Raw genomic sequence first — 19,737 nt, 5'->3', positions numbered from 1 at the left:
CCTTTCCTAACATATAAATAGTGCGCAAATGACACGAATTTATGCGCTATTAAGCCGATAGATAACATTAAAAAAGGCAAGTGTAAAACTTGCCTTTACGTTTAGGATTTGTTTGTTCTCTATTGTAGAAAACTGTGTTGTTTTCAGACGGCCTTACCAACGGAATGTTTGGGTCACGCCTGCGGAAGCGCCGTTGTTGCCGGCATAGCCGTAGCCACCGGTATGACCGGAGGCGCAGGCGGTGAGTGCGGCGAGGGTGAGGATGAGGAAGATGTGTTTCATGTTTCTTGCTCCGAGTGGATTGGTTTGAGACTTGGGTGTTGTGTTGCCGTATTAATCGGGCTGGCTGGAGCTTGGTTGCTTTGTCCTGATTTGTAGTTAGGCCGCTAAATTGTTTGATGATTGAAGAAGGCCGTCTGAAAACGGGTTTCATGATATTGAAACTTTGGTTTCAGACGGCCTTTATTTTATATCAGCTTATCAGTGGCGGAAATGGCGGATGCCGGTTACAACCATGGCGATGCCGTGTTCGTCCGCTGCGTCAAAGACTTCTTGGTCGCGCATGGAGCCTGCCGGATGGATGATGGCTTTAATGCCCTGCTCGGCAATGACATCTACGCCGTCGCGGAATGGGAAGAAGGCATCGGAAGCGGCACATGCGCCATTGAGGTCGAGATTGGCATCTTGCGCTTTGCGGGCGGCGATGCGAGTGCTGTCCACGCGGCTCATTTGGCCTGCGCCGATGCCGTAGGTTTGACCGCCTTTGCCGAAGACGATGGCGTTGGATTTGACGTATTTTGCGACGTTCCATACAAACATCAGGTCGTTCCATTCTTGCTCGGTCGGTTGGCGTTTGGAGACGACTTTCAAATCGGCGCGGCTGATGCGGTGGATATCGGGGGTTTGTACCAACAGTCCGCCACCGACGCGTTTGAGTTCAAAGCGGTTGGCTCCTGCTTCAAGCGGCACTTCCAATACGCGCACGTTTTTCTTGGCGGCAGCGATTTCGAGGGCTTCGGCGGTGAACTTCGGCGCCATGAGGACTTCCATAAATTGGTTGTCGGTAATTTGTTTGACGGTTTCTCCGTCTACTTCACGGTTGAAGGCAATGATGCCGCCGAATGCGCTGGTGGTGTCGGTGGCGTAGGCGAGTTTGTAGGCATCCAAGGTATTGGAGGCGATGGCTACGCCGCACGGATTGGCGTGTTTCACGATCACGCAGGCCGGCGCGTCAAAGGATTTGACGGCTTCCCATGCGGCATCGGCATCGGCAATGTTGTTGTAAGACAATTCTTTGCCTTGCAGCTGTTTGTAGGCGGAAAGGCTGCCTGCGGCTGGGTAAATATCGCGGTAGAACGCGGCGCGTTGGTGCGGATTTTCGCCGTAGCGCATGTCTTGCACTTTAATCCAGCTTTGGTTGAACTGGCTTGGAAATTCGCCGATTTGGGGCTGGCCGCTCAAGACGTCGTCTGAAAGCGAAGTCAGGTAGTTGGAAATCATGCCGTCGTATTGGGCAGTATGGCTGAATGCTTTGCGTGAGAGATTGAAACGGGTTTTGTCGCTCAATGCGCCGTTGTTGGCTTCGAGTTCGGCGGCGATGGCAGGGAAATCGGCTGTGTCGGTAACGATGGCGACGTGTTTCCAGTTTTTCGCGGCAGAGCGCACCATGGTCGGGCCGCCGATGTCGATGTTTTCAATCGCGTCTTCCAGTGTGCAGTTTGGTTTGGCAATGGTGGCGGCGAAGGGGTAGAGGTTGACGCACACGAGGTCGATGTTGCCGATGCCGTGTTCTTCCATCTTGGCGACGTGTTCGTCCAAATCGCGACGGCCGAGGATGCCGCCGTGGATTTTCGGATGCAGGGTTTTCACGCGGCCGTCGAGCATTTCGGGAAAACCGGTATAGTCGGCAACTTCGATAACGGGAACGCCTGCATCAGCCAAGAGCTTTGCTGTACCGCCGGTAGAGAGGATTTCAACACCGAGCTTGGTCAGGGTTTGGGCAAATTCGACTGCGCCTGTCTTGTCGGATAGGCTGATCAGGGCGCGTTTGATGGAAGACATTTGGATTTCCTTTGTTGAAGGTTTAATCAGTATGGGATGAATTTTCAGGGCGGTATTATCCCCCAGTTTCGCATTTTTGGCAGTAGGTTTTTGCAAATATTGTTAACAATTTTATTGTAAAAGGCCGTCTGAAATTTGGTTTCAGACGGCCTTTTGCTTTTGCCTATTTAAATCCCATTTTCTTTGCCACCCATACTGCGCCTGCCATGCCTGTACATCATGGCATGAGTAAGGCAATGGGGGCGTAGGTAAGCTGGCATTTGTGCGCGGCAAGCGGTCGGTTGTAATACTTGGCAATGATTGCCTGTACAGTGGCTTTGTCGTTATCGGGGGCAGCCGACGCCAAGATAGGGCAGGCAAGTACAAGTAGGGAAATAATGCGTTTCATGGAAATTTTCCCAAAATGTTTTATTAAAAATGATACTGCTGACTTGAGGCCGTCTGAAACCGTTTTCAGACGGCCTTTTTATGTTTGTTGCTCACACGTGTCAGCATACCGGCGACAAAAGTGGACGCAATAACGACGGTAATGCCCATCGCAGACAGGGTACTTAAATGTTCGCCCAAAATTAACACCGCCATGATAACGCCGATGACAGGCTCAAGCGAAATCAGCAGGCCGGAGACGTTGGCAGGGACTGTGTTCATGCCTTTGTTCCACAACAGATAGGCAAGCCAGCTGCAGCCAATCCCCATATACAAAACCGACAGCGTACCGCCCCATGACCAATTGATTTGATAGCTGTCTGCCAACACCAGCGAAAACGGCAGGCACAACACCGCCGCCACCGCCATGGAAGCCGCGGTAAATGCAGGCGCACCAATACGGACAATCATCTGCTGGCTCGGACGTATCACGCCTGCAAAACCGAATCCTGCAAGTAAAATCAGCAAACAGCCGAACCAGTCAATCGTACCGCCCTCTTCTGCACCGCCCATGACCATCATGCCCACGCCGGCAAACGCCACTGCGCAGCAAATCCAGTGGTAAAGTTTGGCTTTGTCGTTGAAGAAGAAATGACCGACAAAGACCACCAGCAAAGGCTCCAACCCCACCATGGTAACCGCGCTGGCGGCAGATGTATATTTCAAACCGATAAACTGGAGCATCAAAACGACAACGTAGTTGACAAAGGAAATCCACAACAACGGCTTCCACTCGCTCCGCGGAATCCTGCCCAAATGACGGCGGCACGACGGCAGCACCATCAATGCGGCAATCAACAATCGCGCCTCAACCATCAGCGCCGGGTCGAGCATCTCGTAGGAATATTTGGCAGCGATAAACGAGCTGCCCCAGATTAACAGTGCGAGTATTTGGTAAAGCATGGTTCAACTCATGGTAAAAAAATTAATCGTTTCTTCTCTGGTCTTCAGACGGCCTGAAGCCTTTTCAAGCTGTTTTTATTTTGATTGTGTCAGCGAATCCAAAAATATCTAAGCAATGGATAAATGACATGGCCGGTTCTTTCATTATAGGCAGGCAGAAATATCCGCCCTATCTCCCTATTACAACAAACCATGCTGCTGCAGCTTTTTACGCAGGGTATTGCGGTTCAACCCCAAAATGGCCGCCGCTTTAGATTGGTTGCCGCCGCATTGTTCCATCACGCAAATCAGCATCGGCTTTTCAACTTGGTGCAACACCATATCGTACACGCCGCAAGGTTCTGTACCATCCAAGTCTTTGAAGTATTGTCGTAAGTTTTGTTCAATACATTGCGCAATGTCAGTCGTCGTTTGATTCATCGTGATGTCTTTCTTTGAGTTTGTTTTTAAATAGATTTATTTTTTAGATGATAAGGCCGTCTGAAACTCTTCAGCTTTCCCGATAGTGACACACCCAGCGGTCGGTTTTCTCCGAAAGCGTCTCAAGATAGGCGGCAAGGGTATCGTATTGTGCCGCAGCACTGTCCAAGCGGTTGATGTCCCGGCGTGTTTGTTCGCCGTCGGGCATTTCGTCGATATACCAGCCGATGTGTTTTCGGGCGATGCGTACTCCGGCAATTTCTCCATAAAATTCATGCATGGCGCGGATGTGGTTCAAAATGGTGGTATTGCATTCTGCCAAGCTTAAGGCCGGAGGCAAAACGCCGTATTCGGCGTAATGTTTTAAATCACGGAAAAGCCACGGCCTGCCTTGTGCGCCGCGCCCTATCATGATGCCGTCGGCGGCGGTTTGCTTGAGGACGGCGGCGGCTTTTTGCGGCGAGGTAATATCGCCGTTGACCCAAACGGGAATGTTCAGACGGCCTTTGGTTTCGGCAATCAGTTCGTAACGCGCTTCGCCTTTGTACATCTGCGTACGGGTGCGGCCATGGATGGCAAGGGCTGCGATGCCTGATTCTTCGGCGATTTTGGCAATGGTCGGCAAATTTTGATGTTCGTCATGCCAGCCCAAACGGGTTTTGAGGGTAACGGGTACGTCCACCGCGTTGACAACGGCTTCCAAGATTTCGGCAACCAAAGGCTCGTTTTGCATTAATGCGCTGCCTGCCTGCACATTGCAGACTTTTTTGGCCGGACAGCCCATGTTTATATCAATCACCTGCGCACCCAAGCCGACGTTGTAACGCGCAGCTTCCGCCATCTGCTGCGGATCGCTGCCGGCAATCTGGACGGCCACCACTCCGCCCTCGCCTTCAAAATCGCTGCGGCGCAGGGTCTTTTTGGTATTTCTAAGCGTTGGGTCGCTGGTCAGCATTTCGCACACTGCCCACCCTGCACCAAACTCGCGGCAAATCCGGCGGAACAGTTTGTCCGTAATGCCTGCCATGGGGGCAAGTGCAATGGGGTTGTCAATGAAATAGCCGCCGATGTGCATGATGTGTGCGCCAAATTGAAAGGGCTGAAATTGTACAATTTTTAAGCAACTTTTCCAATCGTATTTACATGTTGCACAATGAAAAAGGCCGTCTGAAACTGAGTTTCAGACGGCCTTTTCAGCCACAATATTTAAATAAACAGCATGACAACCATCTGCACTGCTGTCTGAATCATGGCAATAATCGGCCAAATCAGTTTGGCCAGCAGGCCGGTAAACAAAAGAATCAGGATAATCCATGTACCGTATGGCTCGATTTTACGGAACTGCATGGACTGCTTGGCGTTAAGGAAGGTATCGATAAAAATACCGCCGTCCCAAGGCAAAATCGGAATCAGGCTGAATGCGACCCAAATCGAGTTCACCATCACGCCGTAACCGGCCATCTGCACCAACGGCGCTTGATAAGACTCAGGCACATACGCGGCAAGTACGACGACAAAACCCCAAAAGAACGCCAAAATCAGATTGGCAATCGGACCTGAAATCGACACCCAACGCCACGCGCGGCGCGGATCGCGGAAATTGCGCGAATCGATGGGCATAGGACGCGCCCAGCCGAACAGAAAACTGCCAATCATCAGACACACCAGCGGCACGACAATTGTACCGACAGGATCGATGTGTGGCAGCGGATTGAGGGTCAAACGCCCGAACTGCTCGCCGGTATGGTCGCCCCAATAACGCGCCGTATAACCGCGTGCCACTTCGCGCACGGTAATGGCCAACAACACGGGCAATACTGCCAGCAAAAATACGCCTAAATCAAAATTTGCAAACATGGTTTTCCTTATCAAATATGCCGTCTGAAAACAAAAATATCCTTAAATATCCTTTCAGACGGCCTGAGGCTTTAATCTTCCTGTTTTTTGTCCGAACCGAAAAACTCTTTCAGCTCTCGCCAAGTAATGCCTTTACCTTGCGGATTAAATTTGAAGACTGGTTTGCCGTAATTGCTGTACACGTTGTCGCCGATAATATTGATGGCCTTATGCGTACCGTTAATTTGTATATACATGCGGGAAGCCAAAATACGGCCTTTTCGGTCAAGATAATAGTCGACAACAGGATTGTTACCGGATATACGCTGGAAGCTAAGTGGCTGGTTATCACTTATGCTGACAAACATACTGAAAAATTCCCGCGCATTTTTATAATCTTCTTCTGTTGACCCTGGTTGAGGCGTTTTCTGTAATTTCGACAATTCTTCATCAAAAGCCTTAGCCATTGCCTTCATTACGACAGAATCATACTCCGGTTTCATGACATGACGTACACGATAGCGTGCATGCTTTGCCTTACCAAAGGCATCCATTTCTTTAAATACATATGCATCGGCAGGCATAGCCTTATTGGCACTCAAAAAAGCACGTACTCCCGCCTCTGCAATATGATCAAAAGGCACGCCTTTCAAATCAGTACTTTCTTTCAAACTCACTTTTAAAGGTTCTTTAATCAAACGTTTGCCGATTTTCTCATCGGTGTACACACTAATAATGGCAGCAGCACTGGCAGGCGGATCCATATAAATTTCCCATTTTTCCGCATCTAACTTCATAGGAAGTTTGATACTAAGTTTTTCATTGTGGTTGTTGATGACCAATTCAGGAATCATCTCAAACTGACGCGTTGATAGGTCAACAGCTACCTCATAATTCAGATGAACCCCTTCCATGTAACTGGATATGGCAGGATATTTATCCAGATAATCAACGGCAACTTGTGCGATATTGCCGTCCGGCAAGGCATCAAGCATTGCATTGCGGAACTCAGCCTCTTCTCGTTCAGAAAACTCCTGCTTCAAAGCAGCGTCGTCTTCTTGAGCAACCTCCATAGAGGCTGCCGCCTCCCCCTCTTTGGCTTTGGCATCCTCTGCTTTCGCTTCGGTTTTCTTTTCCACCTTTTCATCTGCCAATACAGCTTCAGCCAATGGGCTGATATATACTTGAGAGCTGCCTGTGATGTTAAAGCTGTGGTCTTCTTTTAAAATACGGTCATTGGAAATCGACATGACCTCGTGCGCGGTTTTGTGATCCAAATTACTGCACGCGCTCAAACCAAATGCCGCAGCAATGGCCAAACCAATTATCTTCTTCATTCTGCCCAACCTTTTTGACGAAATGATTTTATTAGCACAATTTAACACAAGGAACTGATTCCATAAAGGCTTTCAAACAGCATGATTCATTGCTTCTCACTATCATACCTAATTCGATCGCCCTATCTATTTTAAGCCTAAAGGCCGTCTGAAACTTCAAATCCAGTTTCAGACGGCCTTTGATTCCTTATTTAAAATGCCTCAGCTGTTTTACAGACTGTAATACATTTCAAATTCCAGCGGATGCGGCGCCATGCGGATACGGCGGACATCTTCCTCTTTAAAGGCGATGTAGCTGTCGATCCAGTCTTTGCTGAACACACCGCCGCGCAGGAGGAATTCATGGTCGGCTTTGAGGGCGGCCAGTGCTTCTTCCAAAGAAGCGCAAACGGTAGGCACCAATGCATCTTCTTCCGGTGGCAGGTCGTACAGGTTTTTATCGGCAGGGTCGCCCGGATGGATTTTGTTTTGAATACCGTCCAAACCGGCCATCAACAAAGCGGCAAATGCCAAGTATGGGTTGGCGGTCGGATCAGGGAAACGCGCTTCGATACGGCGTGCTTTGCTGCTGTTCACAGACGGAATGCGGATGGAAGCGGAACGGTTTTTGGCGGAATATGCCAGTTTGGTCGGCGCTTCAAAGTGCGGCACGAGGCGTTTGTAGGAGTTGGTGGACGGATTGGTAATCGCGTTCAAGGCTTTGGCGTGTTTGATGATGCCGCCGATGTAATAAAGGGCGGTATCGGACAAACCGGCATAGCCGTCGCCTGAGAACAGGTTTTGACCGTCTTTCCAAATGGATTGGTGAACATGCATACCGCTGCCGTTGTCGCCCATGATGGGTTTAGGCATGAATGTAGCGGTTTTGCCGAAGTTGTGGGCAACGTTTTGAATCACATATTTCATGTCTTGGGTTTGGTCGGCGCGTTTGACCAAAGTGGCGAAACGGGTGCCGATTTCCATTTGGCTGCCGGTACCGACTTCACTGTGATGCACTTCCACTTCGATGCCGAGTTCTTCCAAAACATTGACCATGGCAGAACGCAGGTCTTGGCCGCAGTCAATCGGCGCAACAGGTGCGTAACCGCCTTTGACGGCCGGGCGGTGGCCGGTATTTTGACCGTCCATGTGCAGGCCGCTTGACCATGCGCCGCTTTCGGAAGTGATTTCGTAACGAGTTTTGTGCATGTCGGTTTCAAATTCTACGCCGTCAAAAACGAAGAATTCAGGCTCGGGGCCGAAATAGGCGGTGTCGCCGATACCGGAAGATTTCAAGTAGGCTTCGGCGCGGCGTGCGATAGAGCGCGGGTCGCGGTCATAGCCTTGGCCGTCGGCCGGATCGATAACATCGCAGGTAAAGACAACGGTGGTATCGTCGTAGAAAGGATCGACAAAGGCCGTAGATGCATCGGGACGCAACTGCATATCTGAAGCCTGAATGCCTTTCCAGCCGCCGATGGACGAACCGTCAAACGCCTGACCGTTTTCAAACCATTCTTCGGGATCGTCGAGGACGATGCGGGCAGGTACGGTAAAGTGGTGCTGCTTGCCTTTGGTATCGGTAAAGCGCAAATCTACGAAGCGGGCTTCGCTTTCTTCAATCAGTTTTACAGCGTCTTTGATGGACATCTTCAGCTCCTGAGGGATTGGGTTTAAGTTGTTATTCTATCACGGTAAGGCCGTCTGAAATACATCAGGGCACCCGTTTTTACGCACTGAAATATAGTTTCAGACGGCAAGATTGTCAACAATATGCTTCGGTCTGTCTGTTCAAAAGCGGAATGCCCGCCCTTTTGTCCGAATGCCGACAAAACAGATGCCGTCTGAAAGCAGTTCAGACGGCATCTGTTGTTTGATTTGAAAATGGTCAACGAGGATCGTGGTTGCAGACAAATTTGTACATACTCTCTCCAAGCGTACCTGGAATAACATAATCCCATTCGGCATAGGATGGTGTCTCAGAACCGATAGAGTTTCCCGATTTGGAATACCACGTTACCGTCAAAGACCTACGACGTTTACCACTGCAATCTATTTCTTCCAACCCTTTATCTGTATTATAAAATTTTCCATTGCTATGCTTTTTCGGCTTGGCATACCTCATTTCAACCCATGCACTATTGTCCGTACGGCTGTCTGCATCACCAAACACGGCAGTATTGTTACTGTCATTACCTAACCACACCCAATCCGCCGCCACCGCCGGCGTTGCCAACCCTAATGCAAATACTGCCAAGCACAACACCTTTTTCATGTCCGCCCCTTTCGTCCTTGTCAACAAAATCAAAGTTAAATTGTAAAAAAATAAAGTTAAATTGTAAAAAGAAAACGACTTTTTTTCAAGAAACAAATATTCCATCATGCTACCTGACAACCGTTTCAGACGACTATCGTTTCCATCTGTACGCCGCCGTTATAAAATAGCCGTCCCGTCTTTTGGAACACGACCATGACTACCCTCCCCCGTTACGCCGTTTTCGGCAATCCCGTTGCACACAGTAAATCGCCGCAAATCCATCAGCAATTCGCACTTCAAGAAGGCGCGGCCATCGAATATGGGCGCATTTGTGTCGAAATCGGCGGCTTTGCCGAGGCTGTTGCGGCGTTTCGTGCCGAGGGCGGGCAAGGTGCGAATGTAACCGTTCCGTTCAAGCAGGAAGCTTTTGCGCTGGCGGACGAACATTCCGACCGCGCCTTGGCTGCCGGCGCGGTCAATACGCTGGTGTGGTTGGAAGACGGCAGAATACGCGGCGATAATACCGACGGTATCGGTTTGGCCAACGACATCACGCAGGTCAAAAACATTGCCATCGAGGGCAAAACCATTTTGCTTTTGGGCGCAGGCGGCGCGGTACGTGGCGTGATTCCGGTTTTGAAAGAACACCGCCCTGCCCGTATCGTCATTGCCAACCGTACCCACGCCAAAGCCGAGGAATTGGCGCAGCTTTTCTGCATTGAAGCCGTCCCGATGGCGGATTTGAACGGCGATTTTGATATCATCATCAACGGCACGTCTGGCGGTTTGAGCGGTCAGCTTCCTACCGTCAGCCCTGAAATTTTCCGCAACTGCCGCCTTGCCTACGATATGGTTTACGGCGAAGCGGCACAGGCGTTTTTGAACTTTGCCCAAAGCAATGGTGCGGCCGAAGTTTCAGACGGCCTGGGTATGCTGGTCGGTCAGGCTGCCGCTTCTTACCATATTTGGCGCGGATTTACGCCCGATATCCGCCCCGTTATCGAATACATGAAAGCCCTGTAACCATGTTCCGCATCATCAAATGGCTGATTGCCCTGCCTATCGGCATCTTCATTTTCTTCAACGCTTATGTGTACGGCAACATCATTACCTACCGCGCCGTCGCGCCCAGTAAAACCGCCTTCATGTCCATGCGCATGAGCCAGTTTGCAAAAGAAGGCCGCGATGTCGAGCTGGATTACCGCTGGGTGCCTTACGACCAAATCTCCGTCAACCTCAAAAAAGCCCTGATTGCTTCCGAAGACGCCAACTTTGCCGAACACAGCGGCTTTGACTGGAACGGCATCAAATACGCCATGAAACGCAATAAGCAAAGCGGCGAAGTCAAAGCCGGCGGTTCGACCATCAGCCAACAACTGGCGAAAAACCTGTTTCTCAACGAAAGCCGCAGCTACATCCGCAAAGGCGAAGAAGCGGCGATTACGGCAATGATGGAAGCCGTTACCGACAAAGACCGCATTTTTGAGCTGTATCTGAACTCAATCGAATGGCACTACGGCGTATTCGGCGCGGAAGCGGCATCCCAGTATTTCTACAAGAAACCTGCCTCCGCCCTCACCCGCCAACAAGCCGCCAAACTCACGGCGCGCGTTCCGGCTCCGCTGTTTTACGCAGACCATCCTAAGAGCAAACGGATGCACAACAAAACCAATATCATCCTGCGCCGCATGGGTTCGGCAGAATTGCCCGAAAGCGATATGGATTAATTAAAAAGGCCGTCTGAACATTTCAGACGGCCTTTGTTTTTAGGTTTTCTCTTCCGGCTCCGGTACGTCAAACACTTGGCGCAGGTAAGCGAGGAAGGTGTTGTTGGTGGTCATGGTTTTGCCCGGGGAGTCGGAGAGCTTGGCGACAGATTGGCCGTTACACTCGACGAGCTTCAAGACAATGTTCAAAGGCGTGTGTCCCAAGTCGTTGGTCAGGTTGGTACCGATACCGAAACTGGTTTTGAAACGGTCTTTGAAGTATTGGTGCAACGCCCATGAACGCTCAATATCGAGGCCGTCTGAAAAAGTCAGCATTTTGGTGCGACTGTCGATTTTGAGTTTTTTGTAATGTTCGTAGGCTTTGTCGCCCCAGACATAAGGATCGCCGCTGTCGTGGCGCAGGCCGTCGAAGAGTTTGGCGAAATACAGGTCGAAATCGCGCAAGAAGGCATCCATACCGACCACGTCGGTCAGGGCGATGCCGAGGTCGCCGCGGTATTCGTGTACCCAGCTTTCCAGCGCGGCTTTTTGGAAATTGCGCAAACGTACGTCCAAGGCTTGGAAGGCTTGGAGGAACTCGTGCGCCATGGTGCCGATGGGTGTGATGCCGATTTTTTTGGCGAGATAAACGTTGCTGGTACCGCGCACGATGTCGGGAGCGGCTTCTAATAAGGTGCGGATAACGTGTTCCTGCCATGCGAGGGTGTAGCGGCGGCGCGTGCCGAAATCGGAAATAAGGAACGGCGGATCATTCGGATTTTGTGTAGCCGCGATTTCTTTCAGCTGTTGCGCTTTAGCCTGTAAACGGCGCTCGCCTTCTTCGATAACGGCAGGCGTTTCCAAGCGGCGGAAATAGAGTTCGTTGACGATGGCAAGAATGAAAATCTCGAAGAACATCGCCTGTATCATCGGACCTTCGATGCGGATGTTCAGACGGCCTTGATCGTCGGGACTGACTTTGACGAAGCGGCGTTGGAGTTGGAAAAGTTCGAGATAATCGACAAAATCGCTTTTGATAAAACGCAGACTGCGCAGGTAGTCAAGTTCGTCATGCGTAAAGCGCAGCTGGCACAGGGCATCGAGTTCGCGTTCCAATTCTTCTTGAATATCGGCCAGCGGATACACCATCTCTTTATTGCGGCAGCGGAATTCGTAGAGGCTGTGGGTTTGCGGGAATTGATGCAACACGACTTGCAGCATGGTGAATTTGTACAGGTCGGTATCAAGCAGGGATTGGATAATGGGCTGATAAGCAGACATAAGTTTTCTCTGAGTAAACGTGGGCGTTGAGGTATCAATTTTAATGGAAAAGGCCGTCTGAAAGAAACCTTATTCAGACGGCCTTTATCTTATTAATCCAGCTGCGCTACGGAAACCGGCAATGAGCGGATGGTAGACAACATCGTGCTGGCATCTTTTTGCTGTTTGCGGAACGCGGCCATATTGGTCGGGGTCAATTTCGGCGTCGGCAGGGCGACGGTAGTCGGGTTGACCGGCTGGCCGTTGACGCGTGCTTCGTAGTGCAGGTGCGGACCGGTAGAACGGCCGGTTGTACCCACAAAACCAATCACTTCGCCGGCGCGGACTCTGCCGTCGGCAGGGCTGAACGCGCTCATGTGGCCGTACAGGGTTTCCACACCGTTGGCATGGCGAATCATCACGGTATTGCCGTAGCCGCCTTTCCAACCTTTGAAAATTACTTCGCCGTCGGCGGCGGCCTTAATCGGCGTACCAGTTGGCGCGGCATAGTCGATACCGGTGTGCATACGGACGGTATGCAGAACCGGGTGGACACGGTAGCCGAACGGAGAAGAAATGCGTGTGTATGCAACAGGCTCGGTATTAAAGCCTTCTTTTTGTTGCAGGGACTTACCGTTTTGGTCGTAGTAGCTGCCGCTTTCTTCGTCGCCTTTGCCTTGGCTGTAATAATAGGCTTGGTAGGTTTTGCCGTCTTTAACCACTTCAGCCGCCAAAATATCGCCGACCGCCATTTGTTGGCCGCGGAAATACATGCTGTTGTACAAAAGACGTACGGTATCGCCTTCTTTCAAATCGCTCATATTGAACGAGTCGGCAAAGATTTCTTTGAGCTGGATATACACTTCGGAAGGGATTTCGGCACGGAGCATATCGCCGATGGCGGAAGTGCGGATTTGCACGGAGCGCAGGGTCGGCATGGTTTTCATGTCGATTTCGGCATTGGAGATGCGCCATTTGCCTTTGACTTTTTCCAAAGCCACCAAGTTGCGTTCCAATTCTTCATCGGTAAAGAATTGAACGTCGGTCACTTGGCCTGAAGAATCGATGCGGATATTGACGGATTGGTTGGTCCGCAGGTTTTTCATGTCGAGGTTGGCATTGTTTTTCGCCATGATTTGCTTGATGTCTTCTTGGTTGACACCCATGCGCGTCAAAACGTCTGCCAAAGAGTCGCCGGCTTGGACAACTTCTTGCACCCAATAGCTGGATTGATAGGTATTGGTTTCCACATAAACGGCAGGCAGCTCTTCGGAAATACGCTCGACTTTGAAATCGGTCTGTGCTGGTTGAGGATCGGTAATGGCGTATGCGGTCATGATGCCTGAAGCCGGCAACAGAAACGCTAAGAGGGTTGCTTTGAATCGAGTGGAATATTTGTTTTTAATCACGCGTTATCCTTAATGGGGCGGTCTGTTTTTGAAGTTTGCAGAATGCCGACACATCCGGCCTGCCGCGACCGCCTGCTGGTTTAAACAGTTTTGGGGATAAAGGACTTTGAGTCTTTTTTTCCGATCTGAAAATCAGGTTTTCATTCGGAATGAATGAGGTTGTGTTTGAGATTGACGTTATTATCAGGGCTATTGTGTTGATTTACACCCTGTTTTTCTGAAATTTACGCCACGCATTCTAGCATGACAGCCCGTTTTTTCCAAACCGGCCGTCTGAACAGCTTTTTTCAGGGCGTAAAGGCAAGGTTCCGAAACGCATCATTTGTCGCGTAAAATAACGGTTTTCCTATCTATTTGCGCTTATGAAGCTGACCCTCGCCCTCCCCTCGCTCAACCGTTTTGCCGACGAATCCGTGCCTGCGTTTGCCTTACCTGCTTTTAACCGTCTTTTGCGTTACGGCATATTACGCAAAGAAACACTCAGGCCGTCTGAATTTTACGGACGCCATTTGTGGAGCGGCAGCCTCATTACCCAAGTGCAACGTTTACGCCACACAAGCCAAAAACGCGCAGCCGCTTTTGCCTCTCCGGTTTGGCAACAAATGGGCATGCACCATGTCAACATTATCGGCGGCGAGTTTATCGGCATCCAAAAAGAGGAGGCGCAACGGTTATGTGCGGATTTGTCGGCGTTTTATCAAGATAAAACTTGGCAATTTGAGCCGCTTTGCGAAAGCATGTGGCTGCTCAGTATGCCGAAGATTGAAGATTGGGGCGCGGAATGTGTTTTGGATGTGTGCGGGCAGCCGGAAATGGACGGTCAGGCACACGGCAAAGATGCGGTGTCTTGGTTGGCCATGCAGACGGAAATCCAAATGTTTCTCCACACGCATCCGATTAACCAAGCGCGTGAACAACAAGGATTGCCGGAAATCAACGGTTTGTGGCTGTGGAATGATGCGGACGGTACACAGTCTGCGGATATCGTCGCCTCAGACAGCGCATGGGCGCGTTTTTCGGATACGCCCAAACTCGATGCGCCATACAATTTGAAGGCTTGGTTTGAGATGGTTCAAGAAACAGGCAACACGGTTTCAGACGGCCTTATCTTTTTGGACGATTTGGTTTCTACCTTACAGACAGGCGATGTTTGGGCATACAAAGATATTTTGGAAAGCTGGGAAACCCGCTGGTTTGCGCCTTTATGGGACGCACTCGCTTCAGGCCGTCTGAAAACCGTGTGCATTGCCACAGACGGCGAAAACGGCGGCACGCTGGAAATCGGCCGCCGTTCCAAATGGGCATTTTGGCGCAAAGCTAAAACGTTTAACGGATCATGGTAAGCGGTTTTAAGCCTCCAGCGCCTCCAATTTAGCCGAAATTTTATCCCACACATCCTGCAACGGAATCGCTTTCAACAACCGTGTCGGATCGTTGGTGTCGATACTGTCGGGGTGAGGCAGTTCGGCATAATCGCCAGCATAAATGACTTCGGCCTGCTCGGAATAGGGACGCCATTTATCCACCCATGACGCACCAAACAAAGCGATTTGCGGTTTATCCAAAGCTGCGGCGATGTGCATCGGTGCGGAATCGACACCGACAAACAGTTTGGCGCCCTCAATGGCCGCCGCCAATTCACGCAGGCTCAAGCATCCGGACAACACATATACTTTTCTGCCTTCCGGAATATTCAGACGGCCTATAATTTCTTGAAGCATGTATTGTTCTACAGTGTCTGGAGAAGCGGTCAATACGACATTCTGCCCACTGTTGAGCAGAAGCTGTACGATGGCGGCGTTTTTACCGTCTTCCCAACATTTGAAATGCCAACGAGCACCCGGATGCATCAACACATAATCTTCGCCGCTCCAACCCTGCTCACGCAATTTCTGCCGCATGCTTTCCCTTGCATCTTGCGCCACCCAAAGGCGTACTTTCGCATCGGCCACGTCTTCCGGCTGGATAAGCGGCGCAAGGATATTCAATTGGTTCTCAACGATATGATGGCTGGTATCAAGCTCATGGTTGATAAAATCATGACAGAAACGCCACCAGAATCCGTCACGCTTGATGCAGTCCAAACCCACGCTGCAACGGGCGCACAGTTTGGCGATTACCGCCGCGCGCCATTGATCGGACAGGTTGAAAGCCCAGTCATAATCACGCGCCTTCAGCTTTGAAAAAAGGTTTTTCTCACATGCCAACTGCTTGAATACGCCCAGCTTCTTCCAATTTCGATCAATGGTAAAAATCTGCGTAATCTGCGGATTATCGGCAATCAGCTGCTCCGTACCGGCGTATACCAGCATATCGATTTCGCAATCGGGGAAACGGGTTTTCAGCGCATCGACCACCGGCGTGCTCAAAAGCACATCGCCATGATGGCGCAATTTGATGATCAGAATACGTTTGGGTTGGGCTAAAGACATACAAAACTTTCAGACGGCCTGTTGATTGGCTGCTATTGTAAAGCGGAAAACAGGTTTCATAAAATACAAAACAGGCCGTCTGAAACCTATCCTGCTGATTCATCGCTATAAAATCCGCACAAGCCATGTAATTTATATTACAATCCGCACCCCGTGGTTCGAAAACCTCCCACATTAAAAAACTAAGGAAACCTCATGTCCCGCAACAACAAAGAGCTGCAAGGCATCTCCCTTTTGGGCAACCAGAAAACCCAATACCCGAGCGAATACGCGCCTGAAATTTTGGAAGCGTTCGACAACAAACACCCCGACAACGACTATTTCGTCAAATTCGTCTGCCCCGAGTTCACCAGCCTCTGCCCGATGACCGGCCAGCCCGACTTTGCCACCATCTACATCCGCTACATCCCCCATATCAAAATGGTGGAAAGCAAATCACTGAAACTCTATCTCTTCAGCTTCCGCAACCACGGCGACTTCCATGAAGACTGCGTCAACATCATCATGAAAGACCTCATCGCCCTGATGGATCCGAAATACATCGAAGTATTCGGCGAATTCACACCGCGCGGCGGCATCGCCATTCATCCGTTTGCCAACTACGGCAAAGCAGGCACAGAGTTTGAAGCTTTGGCACGCAAACGCCTGTTTGAGCACGATGCACAATAATCCCGTTCAGACGGCCTAACGCCCTTTTCATTGCAAGACTTTTTCTATTGCACAGTCTCGCAAGGCTTCATGCCGTCTGAAAAAACTTCCGAAAGATTCCCATGTACGAATTTACCGCCGCACAGCAGAAGAAAGCGCTCTTCTGGCTGGTGCTTTTCCATATTTTTATTATTGCCGCCAGCAACTATCTGGTGCAGTTCCCCTTTCAAATTTTCGGTATCTTTACCACTTGGGGCGCATTTTCCTTCCCCTTTATCTTCCTCGCTACCGACCTGACCGTGCGCATTTTCGGTGCGCCGTTGGCGAGACGGATTATTTTTTGGGTAATGTTCCCCGCCCTGCTGCTCTCTTACGTCTTCTCCGTCCTCTTTCATGACGGCAACTGGACAGGCTGGGCATCTTTGGCCGAATTTAACACCTTCGTCGGCCGTATCGCATTGGCCAGTTTTTCCGCCTATGCGCTCGGGCAAATCCTCGATATTTTCGTGTTCAACAGATTACGCCGTCTGAAATCATGGTGGGCCGCCCCTACTGCTTCCACCGTAGTCGGCAACGCTTTGGACACGCTGGTGTTTTTCGCCGTTGCCTTTTATGCGAGCAACGATGAATTTATGGCGGCAAATTGGCAGGGCATCGCATTTGTCGATTATCTGTTCAAACTCGCCATCTGCACCCTCTTCTTTCTGCCTGCATACGGCATCGTATTGAGCATCTTGACCAAAAAGCTGACTTCCTTAAACGTCCGTCAAGAAATGCCTGAATCGGTTTTAGCCAAATAAGCAGTAGATAAAAAACAAGGCCGTCTGAAACTTTAATCGTTCAGACGGCCTTTTATATTTTCAAATGATTAACCGGTCAATTGTTTGGTAATCAGTTTTTTCAGCGGCGGGAAGTTATTGCTTGCACGCAATACCAAACCGCGCAGCAGTTTCGCCGGAGCAGTTTCATTGGTAAAGAGTTTCAGCAGCATATTGGTGCCGTGGTAAATCGGATGGGCATGGAGCATATGCTTGGTGCTGTATTTTTCCAGCAGGCCCTTCGCACCAATATCCTGACCGCGTTGCTCGGCTTCGAGAACCAATTTAGCCAAAAGATTAGCACTTGCCAGACCCAAGTTGAAACCGTGCGCAGTAACCGGATGCATACCGACCGCGGCATCGCCGATCAACGCGCTGCGTTTGCCGTAGAAACGTTGGGCAATCATGCCGACCAAAGGATAATTGTGAATGGTGCTGACCAATTCCATATCGCCCAAACGGCCTTTGAGTTGCTCTTTCACGCTGGCCGCCAATTCTTCCGGCGACATATTTTTAATCGTTTCGGCTTTATCGCTGTCCACCGTAATCACTGTATTGGTCAAGTGTTCTTCCAAAGGCAGCAACGCAATGGTACGGCCGTAGTGGAAGCATTCATATGCGGTATGCAGGTTGGACAGAGTATGCTTCATGCGGCACACAAACATGGTGCGACTGTAATCGTGCATATCGGAAGAAATACCTAATTGACGGCGCGTTTGCGAGAAGCGACTATCGGCGGCCAACAACAGACGGCCGGTCAATACTTCTCCGCTTTCCAAAATAACTTGCGCCTCATCGTCAGAAGTTTTGACTTCTTTAACATTGGTGCCGGTCAGAATTTTGACGTTGTCCAATTTGGACACGACTTCATAAGCGGCTTTGCGGATATTGTGATTGGAAATCAAATAGCCCAAACAGTCCGCAGGCTCGCCGCGCGCCTGAGTCGGTTGCGGGAAGTGGAGCTGGTAATCGGAATGACCGTTCAATACTTTGGCATCGCGCAAAGGATAAATTTCGTCTTTTGGAATCAAATCCCACATACCCAATCGCTGCATGATTTCGCGCGACAGGTGTGTCAGTGCGATTTCACGACCGTCATACGGCGGATTTTGCAACACTTCTAAAGGACTTCTTTCAATCAGGGTTATGTTCAACCCGCTTCCGGCCAACTCTGCGGCAAAACTTAATCCGGCAGGGCCTGCGCCGACGACGAGAATATCACTGTGTAAGCTCATGGGAGGAATTCCTTGTATTCAACTGATACGGATTTTTTCAGACGGCCTTAAGTTTACTGTGTTTAGCTACATGAGGGTAAATCAAAGGCATTTGATAGATTATATAGAAAGCGTTGATAGAATAAAACAAATGTTATCAATTGTAAGCGCGTTTTTACTTTGGCCTTAATATAAATCAAGCTTCACGACATACGGATTTTATCAAACGGACAAACATTCAGATAAACAAAAACCGCATTCCGAAAAGGGAATGCGGCTTTCAATCGTAAAACGATTATTCTTCAGAACCGGTGTAAGGACGGATGCTGACAGTTTTACGGTTCAGCGCGCCTTTGGTTTTGAATTCAACGTAACCGTCGACTTTAGCAAACAAAGTGTGGTCTTTGCCCATGCCTACGTTGTCACCTGCGTGGAATTTAGTACCGCGTTGACGAACGATGATGGAGCCTGCCGGAATCAGCTCGTTGCCGTAGGCTTTAACGCCCAAGCGTTTGGCTTCTGAATCGCGACCGTTGCGGGTGCTACCGCCTGCTTTTTTACTTGCCATTTGTAATACTCCTGAACTTACTTGAAATTAGGCGATTGCCACGATTTCGATTTGGGTGAAATTTTGGCGATGGCCTTGGCGTTTTTGGTAGTGTTTACGACGACGCATTTTGAAAATGCGTACTTTCTCGCCACGACCATGAGCAACGACTTTAGCTGTTACTTTTGCGCCTTCGATAAAAGGTGCGCCTACTTTTACAGATTCGCCGTCAGCAATCATCAAAACTTCAGTCAGTTCGATTTGGCTGTCGAGTTCGGCTGGTATCTGTTCTACTTTCAATTTTTCGCCAACGGAAACTTTATATTGTTTACCGCCGGTTTTTACGACCGCGTACATACTCAACTCCATGAGAATTAGGTTAACTTTCCGCACACCATGTGCGAAACGAGCTATTCTATTTCTATTTGCCTGTTTTGTCAAAATTTATTTTATTTACAAGTGAAAAGGCCATCTGAAAGATATG

General features: G+C 49.9%; 21 protein-coding genes and 1 riboswitch. Of the genes, 5 read left to right on the top strand and 16 right to left on the bottom strand.

What is annotated here, in order from left to right:
• Window positions 1-153: 153 nt before the first annotated feature.
• From LPB400_RS10985 to LPB400_RS03600, 10 genes are all read right to left on the bottom strand, one after another.
• A complete protein-coding gene (locus tag LPB400_RS10985) occupies window positions 154-282 on the bottom strand; it encodes a hypothetical protein (protein ID WP_264081762.1) in 129 nt (42 codons plus the stop codon).
• A 198-nt stretch (window positions 283-480) separates the two neighbouring features.
• Entirely contained in the window at window positions 481-2,061 is a 1,581-nt protein-coding gene (gene purH / locus LPB400_RS03640) for a bifunctional phosphoribosylaminoimidazolecarboxamide formyltransferase/IMP cyclohydrolase (RefSeq protein ID WP_107810975.1), read from the bottom strand.
• A gap of 217 nt (window positions 2,062-2,278) precedes the next feature.
• On the bottom strand, window positions 2,279-2,449 hold the full coding sequence (locus LPB400_RS03635; protein ID WP_219089735.1) for a hypothetical protein: 171 nt from the start codon (window positions 2,447-2,449) through the stop codon (window positions 2,279-2,281).
• 65 nt (window positions 2,450-2,514) lie between these two features.
• The gene (locus LPB400_RS03630; RefSeq protein WP_219089427.1) at window positions 2,515-3,390 is read right to left on the bottom strand and encodes a DMT family transporter; all 876 of its coding nucleotides are present in this window, start codon (window positions 3,388-3,390) and stop codon (window positions 2,515-2,517) included.
• Between the two features lie 180 nt (window positions 3,391-3,570).
• Window positions 3,571-3,810 (bottom strand): Fis family transcriptional regulator, encoded by a 240-nt coding sequence (locus tag LPB400_RS03625; RefSeq protein ID WP_070459344.1) that lies wholly within the window; start codon window positions 3,808-3,810, stop codon window positions 3,571-3,573.
• A 70-nt stretch (window positions 3,811-3,880) separates the two neighbouring features.
• Window positions 3,881-4,885 carry a tRNA dihydrouridine synthase DusB gene (dusB, locus tag LPB400_RS03620; RefSeq protein WP_219089425.1) on the bottom strand — a complete coding sequence of 335 codons (1,005 nt, stop codon included), beginning with the start codon at window positions 4,883-4,885 and terminating at the stop codon, window positions 3,881-3,883.
• 131 nt (window positions 4,886-5,016) lie between these two features.
• Window positions 5,017-5,667 (bottom strand): site-2 protease family protein, encoded by a 651-nt coding sequence (locus LPB400_RS03615; protein ID WP_219089423.1) that lies wholly within the window; start codon window positions 5,665-5,667, stop codon window positions 5,017-5,019.
• Window positions 5,668-5,738: 71 nt separating this feature from the next.
• Window positions 5,739-6,983 carry a hypothetical protein gene (locus tag LPB400_RS03610; RefSeq protein WP_219089421.1) on the bottom strand — a complete coding sequence of 415 codons (1,245 nt, stop codon included), beginning with the start codon at window positions 6,981-6,983 and terminating at the stop codon, window positions 5,739-5,741.
• 210 nt (window positions 6,984-7,193) lie between these two features.
• The gene (gene glnA, locus LPB400_RS03605) at window positions 7,194-8,612 is read right to left on the bottom strand and encodes a type I glutamate--ammonia ligase (protein WP_219089419.1); all 1,419 of its coding nucleotides are present in this window, start codon (window positions 8,610-8,612) and stop codon (window positions 7,194-7,196) included.
• A 238-nt stretch (window positions 8,613-8,850) separates the two neighbouring features.
• Window positions 8,851-9,237: a surface-adhesin E family protein gene (locus LPB400_RS03600; protein WP_219089680.1), complete on the bottom strand. Its 387-nt coding sequence runs from the start codon at window positions 9,235-9,237 to the stop codon at window positions 8,851-8,853.
• A 195-nt stretch (window positions 9,238-9,432) separates the two neighbouring features.
• Here LPB400_RS03600 and aroE point away from each other — a divergent pair, with 195 nt between their 5' ends.
• Window positions 9,433-10,242: a shikimate dehydrogenase gene (gene aroE / locus LPB400_RS03595; protein ID WP_219089418.1), complete on the top strand. Its 810-nt coding sequence runs from the start codon at window positions 9,433-9,435 to the stop codon at window positions 10,240-10,242.
• Window positions 10,243-10,244: 2 nt separating this feature from the next.
• On the top strand, window positions 10,245-10,946 hold the full coding sequence (gene mtgA, locus LPB400_RS03590; RefSeq protein WP_003684244.1) for a monofunctional biosynthetic peptidoglycan transglycosylase: 702 nt from the start codon (window positions 10,245-10,247) through the stop codon (window positions 10,944-10,946).
• 39 nt (window positions 10,947-10,985) lie between these two features.
• On the opposite strand, the gene pncB is transcribed toward mtgA, so the two are convergent.
• Together pncB and LPB400_RS03580 are read right to left on the bottom strand one after the other, a co-directional pair.
• Window positions 10,986-12,206 (bottom strand): nicotinate phosphoribosyltransferase, encoded by a 1,221-nt coding sequence (pncB, locus tag LPB400_RS03585; RefSeq protein ID WP_219089416.1) that lies wholly within the window; start codon window positions 12,204-12,206, stop codon window positions 10,986-10,988.
• A 92-nt stretch (window positions 12,207-12,298) separates the two neighbouring features.
• A complete protein-coding gene (locus LPB400_RS03580; protein ID WP_036491979.1) occupies window positions 12,299-13,594 on the bottom strand; it encodes a M23 family metallopeptidase in 1,296 nt (431 codons plus the stop codon).
• A 362-nt stretch (window positions 13,595-13,956) separates the two neighbouring features.
• Between LPB400_RS03580 and LPB400_RS03575 the strand changes: the two genes are divergently transcribed.
• Complete coding sequence (locus LPB400_RS03575; protein ID WP_219089414.1) at window positions 13,957-14,937, top strand: hypothetical protein; 981 nt, start codon at window positions 13,957-13,959, stop codon at window positions 14,935-14,937.
• A gap of 6 nt (window positions 14,938-14,943) precedes the next feature.
• Here LPB400_RS03575 and rfaQ read toward each other — a convergent pair whose 3' ends face one another.
• Entirely contained in the window at window positions 14,944-16,026 is a 1,083-nt protein-coding gene (gene rfaQ / locus LPB400_RS03570) for a putative lipopolysaccharide heptosyltransferase III (RefSeq protein WP_219089412.1), read from the bottom strand.
• A 147-nt stretch (window positions 16,027-16,173) separates the two neighbouring features.
• Window positions 16,174-16,218: riboswitch (PreQ1 riboswitch) on the top strand.
• A gap of 3 nt (window positions 16,219-16,221) precedes the next feature.
• Here rfaQ and queF point away from each other — a divergent pair.
• Both queF and LPB400_RS03560 read left to right on the top strand, forming a co-directional pair.
• Window positions 16,222-16,695 carry a preQ(1) synthase gene (gene queF, locus LPB400_RS03565; RefSeq protein WP_107868093.1) on the top strand — a complete coding sequence of 158 codons (474 nt, stop codon included), beginning with the start codon at window positions 16,222-16,224 and terminating at the stop codon, window positions 16,693-16,695.
• 101 nt (window positions 16,696-16,796) lie between these two features.
• A complete protein-coding gene (locus LPB400_RS03560) occupies window positions 16,797-17,474 on the top strand; it encodes a 7-cyano-7-deazaguanine/7-aminomethyl-7-deazaguanine transporter (protein ID WP_049328863.1) in 678 nt (225 codons plus the stop codon).
• A gap of 68 nt (window positions 17,475-17,542) precedes the next feature.
• On the opposite strand, the gene ubiM is transcribed toward LPB400_RS03560, so the two are convergent.
• The 3 genes from ubiM to rplU all read right to left on the bottom strand — a co-directional run bounded on the left by ubiM (window position 17,543) and on the right by rplU (window position 19,610).
• Window positions 17,543-18,727, bottom strand: coding sequence for a 5-demethoxyubiquinol-8 5-hydroxylase UbiM (ubiM, locus tag LPB400_RS03555; protein WP_219089410.1), 1,185 nt, complete (start codon window positions 18,725-18,727; stop codon window positions 17,543-17,545).
• 274 nt (window positions 18,728-19,001) lie between these two features.
• Window positions 19,002-19,274, bottom strand: a complete 273-nt coding sequence (rpmA, locus tag LPB400_RS03550; RefSeq protein WP_002212328.1) for a 50S ribosomal protein L27 — start codon at window positions 19,272-19,274, stop codon at window positions 19,002-19,004.
• A 27-nt stretch (window positions 19,275-19,301) separates the two neighbouring features.
• Complete coding sequence (gene rplU, locus LPB400_RS03545; RefSeq protein WP_002216394.1) at window positions 19,302-19,610, bottom strand: 50S ribosomal protein L21; 309 nt, start codon at window positions 19,608-19,610, stop codon at window positions 19,302-19,304.
• Between the last annotated feature and the right edge of the window lie 127 nt (window positions 19,611-19,737).

The organism is Neisseria perflava (assembly GCF_019334725.1).
Taxonomy (GTDB): Bacteria; Pseudomonadota; Gammaproteobacteria; order Burkholderiales; family Neisseriaceae; genus Neisseria; species Neisseria subflava_A.
Note: the sequence above shows the minus strand (reverse complement) of the source record. Positions and strands in the feature narration are given on the sequence as shown.

What these genes read in the sequence shown, in the direction of transcription:
- LPB400_RS10985 (WP_264081762.1), bottom strand. Translation starts at nt 282, where the DNA reads ATGAAACACATCTTCCTCATCCTCACCCTCGCCGCACTCACCGCCTGC.
- purH (WP_107810975.1), bottom strand. Translation starts at nt 2,061, where the DNA reads ATGTCTTCCATCAAACGCGCCCTGATCAGCCTATCCGACAAGACAGGC.
- LPB400_RS03635 (WP_219089735.1), bottom strand. Translation starts at nt 2,449, where the DNA reads ATGAAACGCATTATTTCCCTACTTGTACTTGCCTGCCCTATCTTGGCG.
- LPB400_RS03630 (WP_219089427.1), bottom strand. Translation starts at nt 3,390, where the DNA reads ATGCTTTACCAAATACTCGCACTGTTAATCTGGGGCAGCTCGTTTATC.
- LPB400_RS03625 (WP_070459344.1), bottom strand. Translation starts at nt 3,810, where the DNA reads ATGAATCAAACGACGACTGACATTGCGCAATGTATTGAACAAAACTTA.
- dusB (WP_219089425.1), bottom strand. Translation starts at nt 4,885, where the DNA reads ATGCACATCGGCGGCTATTTCATTGACAACCCCATTGCACTTGCCCCC.
- LPB400_RS03615 (WP_219089423.1), bottom strand. Translation starts at nt 5,667, where the DNA reads ATGTTTGCAAATTTTGATTTAGGCGTATTTTTGCTGGCAGTATTGCCC.
- LPB400_RS03610 (WP_219089421.1), bottom strand. Translation starts at nt 6,983, where the DNA reads ATGAAGAAGATAATTGGTTTGGCCATTGCTGCGGCATTTGGTTTGAGC.
- glnA (WP_219089419.1), bottom strand. Translation starts at nt 8,612, where the DNA reads ATGTCCATCAAAGACGCTGTAAAACTGATTGAAGAAAGCGAAGCCCGC.
- LPB400_RS03600 (WP_219089680.1), bottom strand. Translation starts at nt 9,237, where the DNA reads ATGAAAAAGGTGTTGTGCTTGGCAGTATTTGCATTAGGGTTGGCAACG.
- aroE (WP_219089418.1), top strand. Translation starts at nt 9,433, where the DNA reads ATGACTACCCTCCCCCGTTACGCCGTTTTCGGCAATCCCGTTGCACAC.
- mtgA (WP_003684244.1), top strand. Translation starts at nt 10,245, where the DNA reads ATGTTCCGCATCATCAAATGGCTGATTGCCCTGCCTATCGGCATCTTC.
- pncB (WP_219089416.1), bottom strand. Translation starts at nt 12,206, where the DNA reads ATGTCTGCTTATCAGCCCATTATCCAATCCCTGCTTGATACCGACCTG.
- LPB400_RS03575 (WP_219089414.1), top strand. Translation starts at nt 13,957, where the DNA reads ATGAAGCTGACCCTCGCCCTCCCCTCGCTCAACCGTTTTGCCGACGAA.
- rfaQ (WP_219089412.1), bottom strand. Translation starts at nt 16,026, where the DNA reads ATGTCTTTAGCCCAACCCAAACGTATTCTGATCATCAAATTGCGCCAT.
- queF (WP_107868093.1), top strand. Translation starts at nt 16,222, where the DNA reads ATGTCCCGCAACAACAAAGAGCTGCAAGGCATCTCCCTTTTGGGCAAC.
- LPB400_RS03560 (WP_049328863.1), top strand. Translation starts at nt 16,797, where the DNA reads ATGTACGAATTTACCGCCGCACAGCAGAAGAAAGCGCTCTTCTGGCTG.
- ubiM (WP_219089410.1), bottom strand. Translation starts at nt 18,727, where the DNA reads ATGAGCTTACACAGTGATATTCTCGTCGTCGGCGCAGGCCCTGCCGGA.
- rpmA (WP_002212328.1), bottom strand. Translation starts at nt 19,274, where the DNA reads ATGGCAAGTAAAAAAGCAGGCGGTAGCACCCGCAACGGTCGCGATTCA.
- rplU (WP_002216394.1), bottom strand. Translation starts at nt 19,610, where the DNA reads ATGTACGCGGTCGTAAAAACCGGCGGTAAACAATATAAAGTTTCCGTT.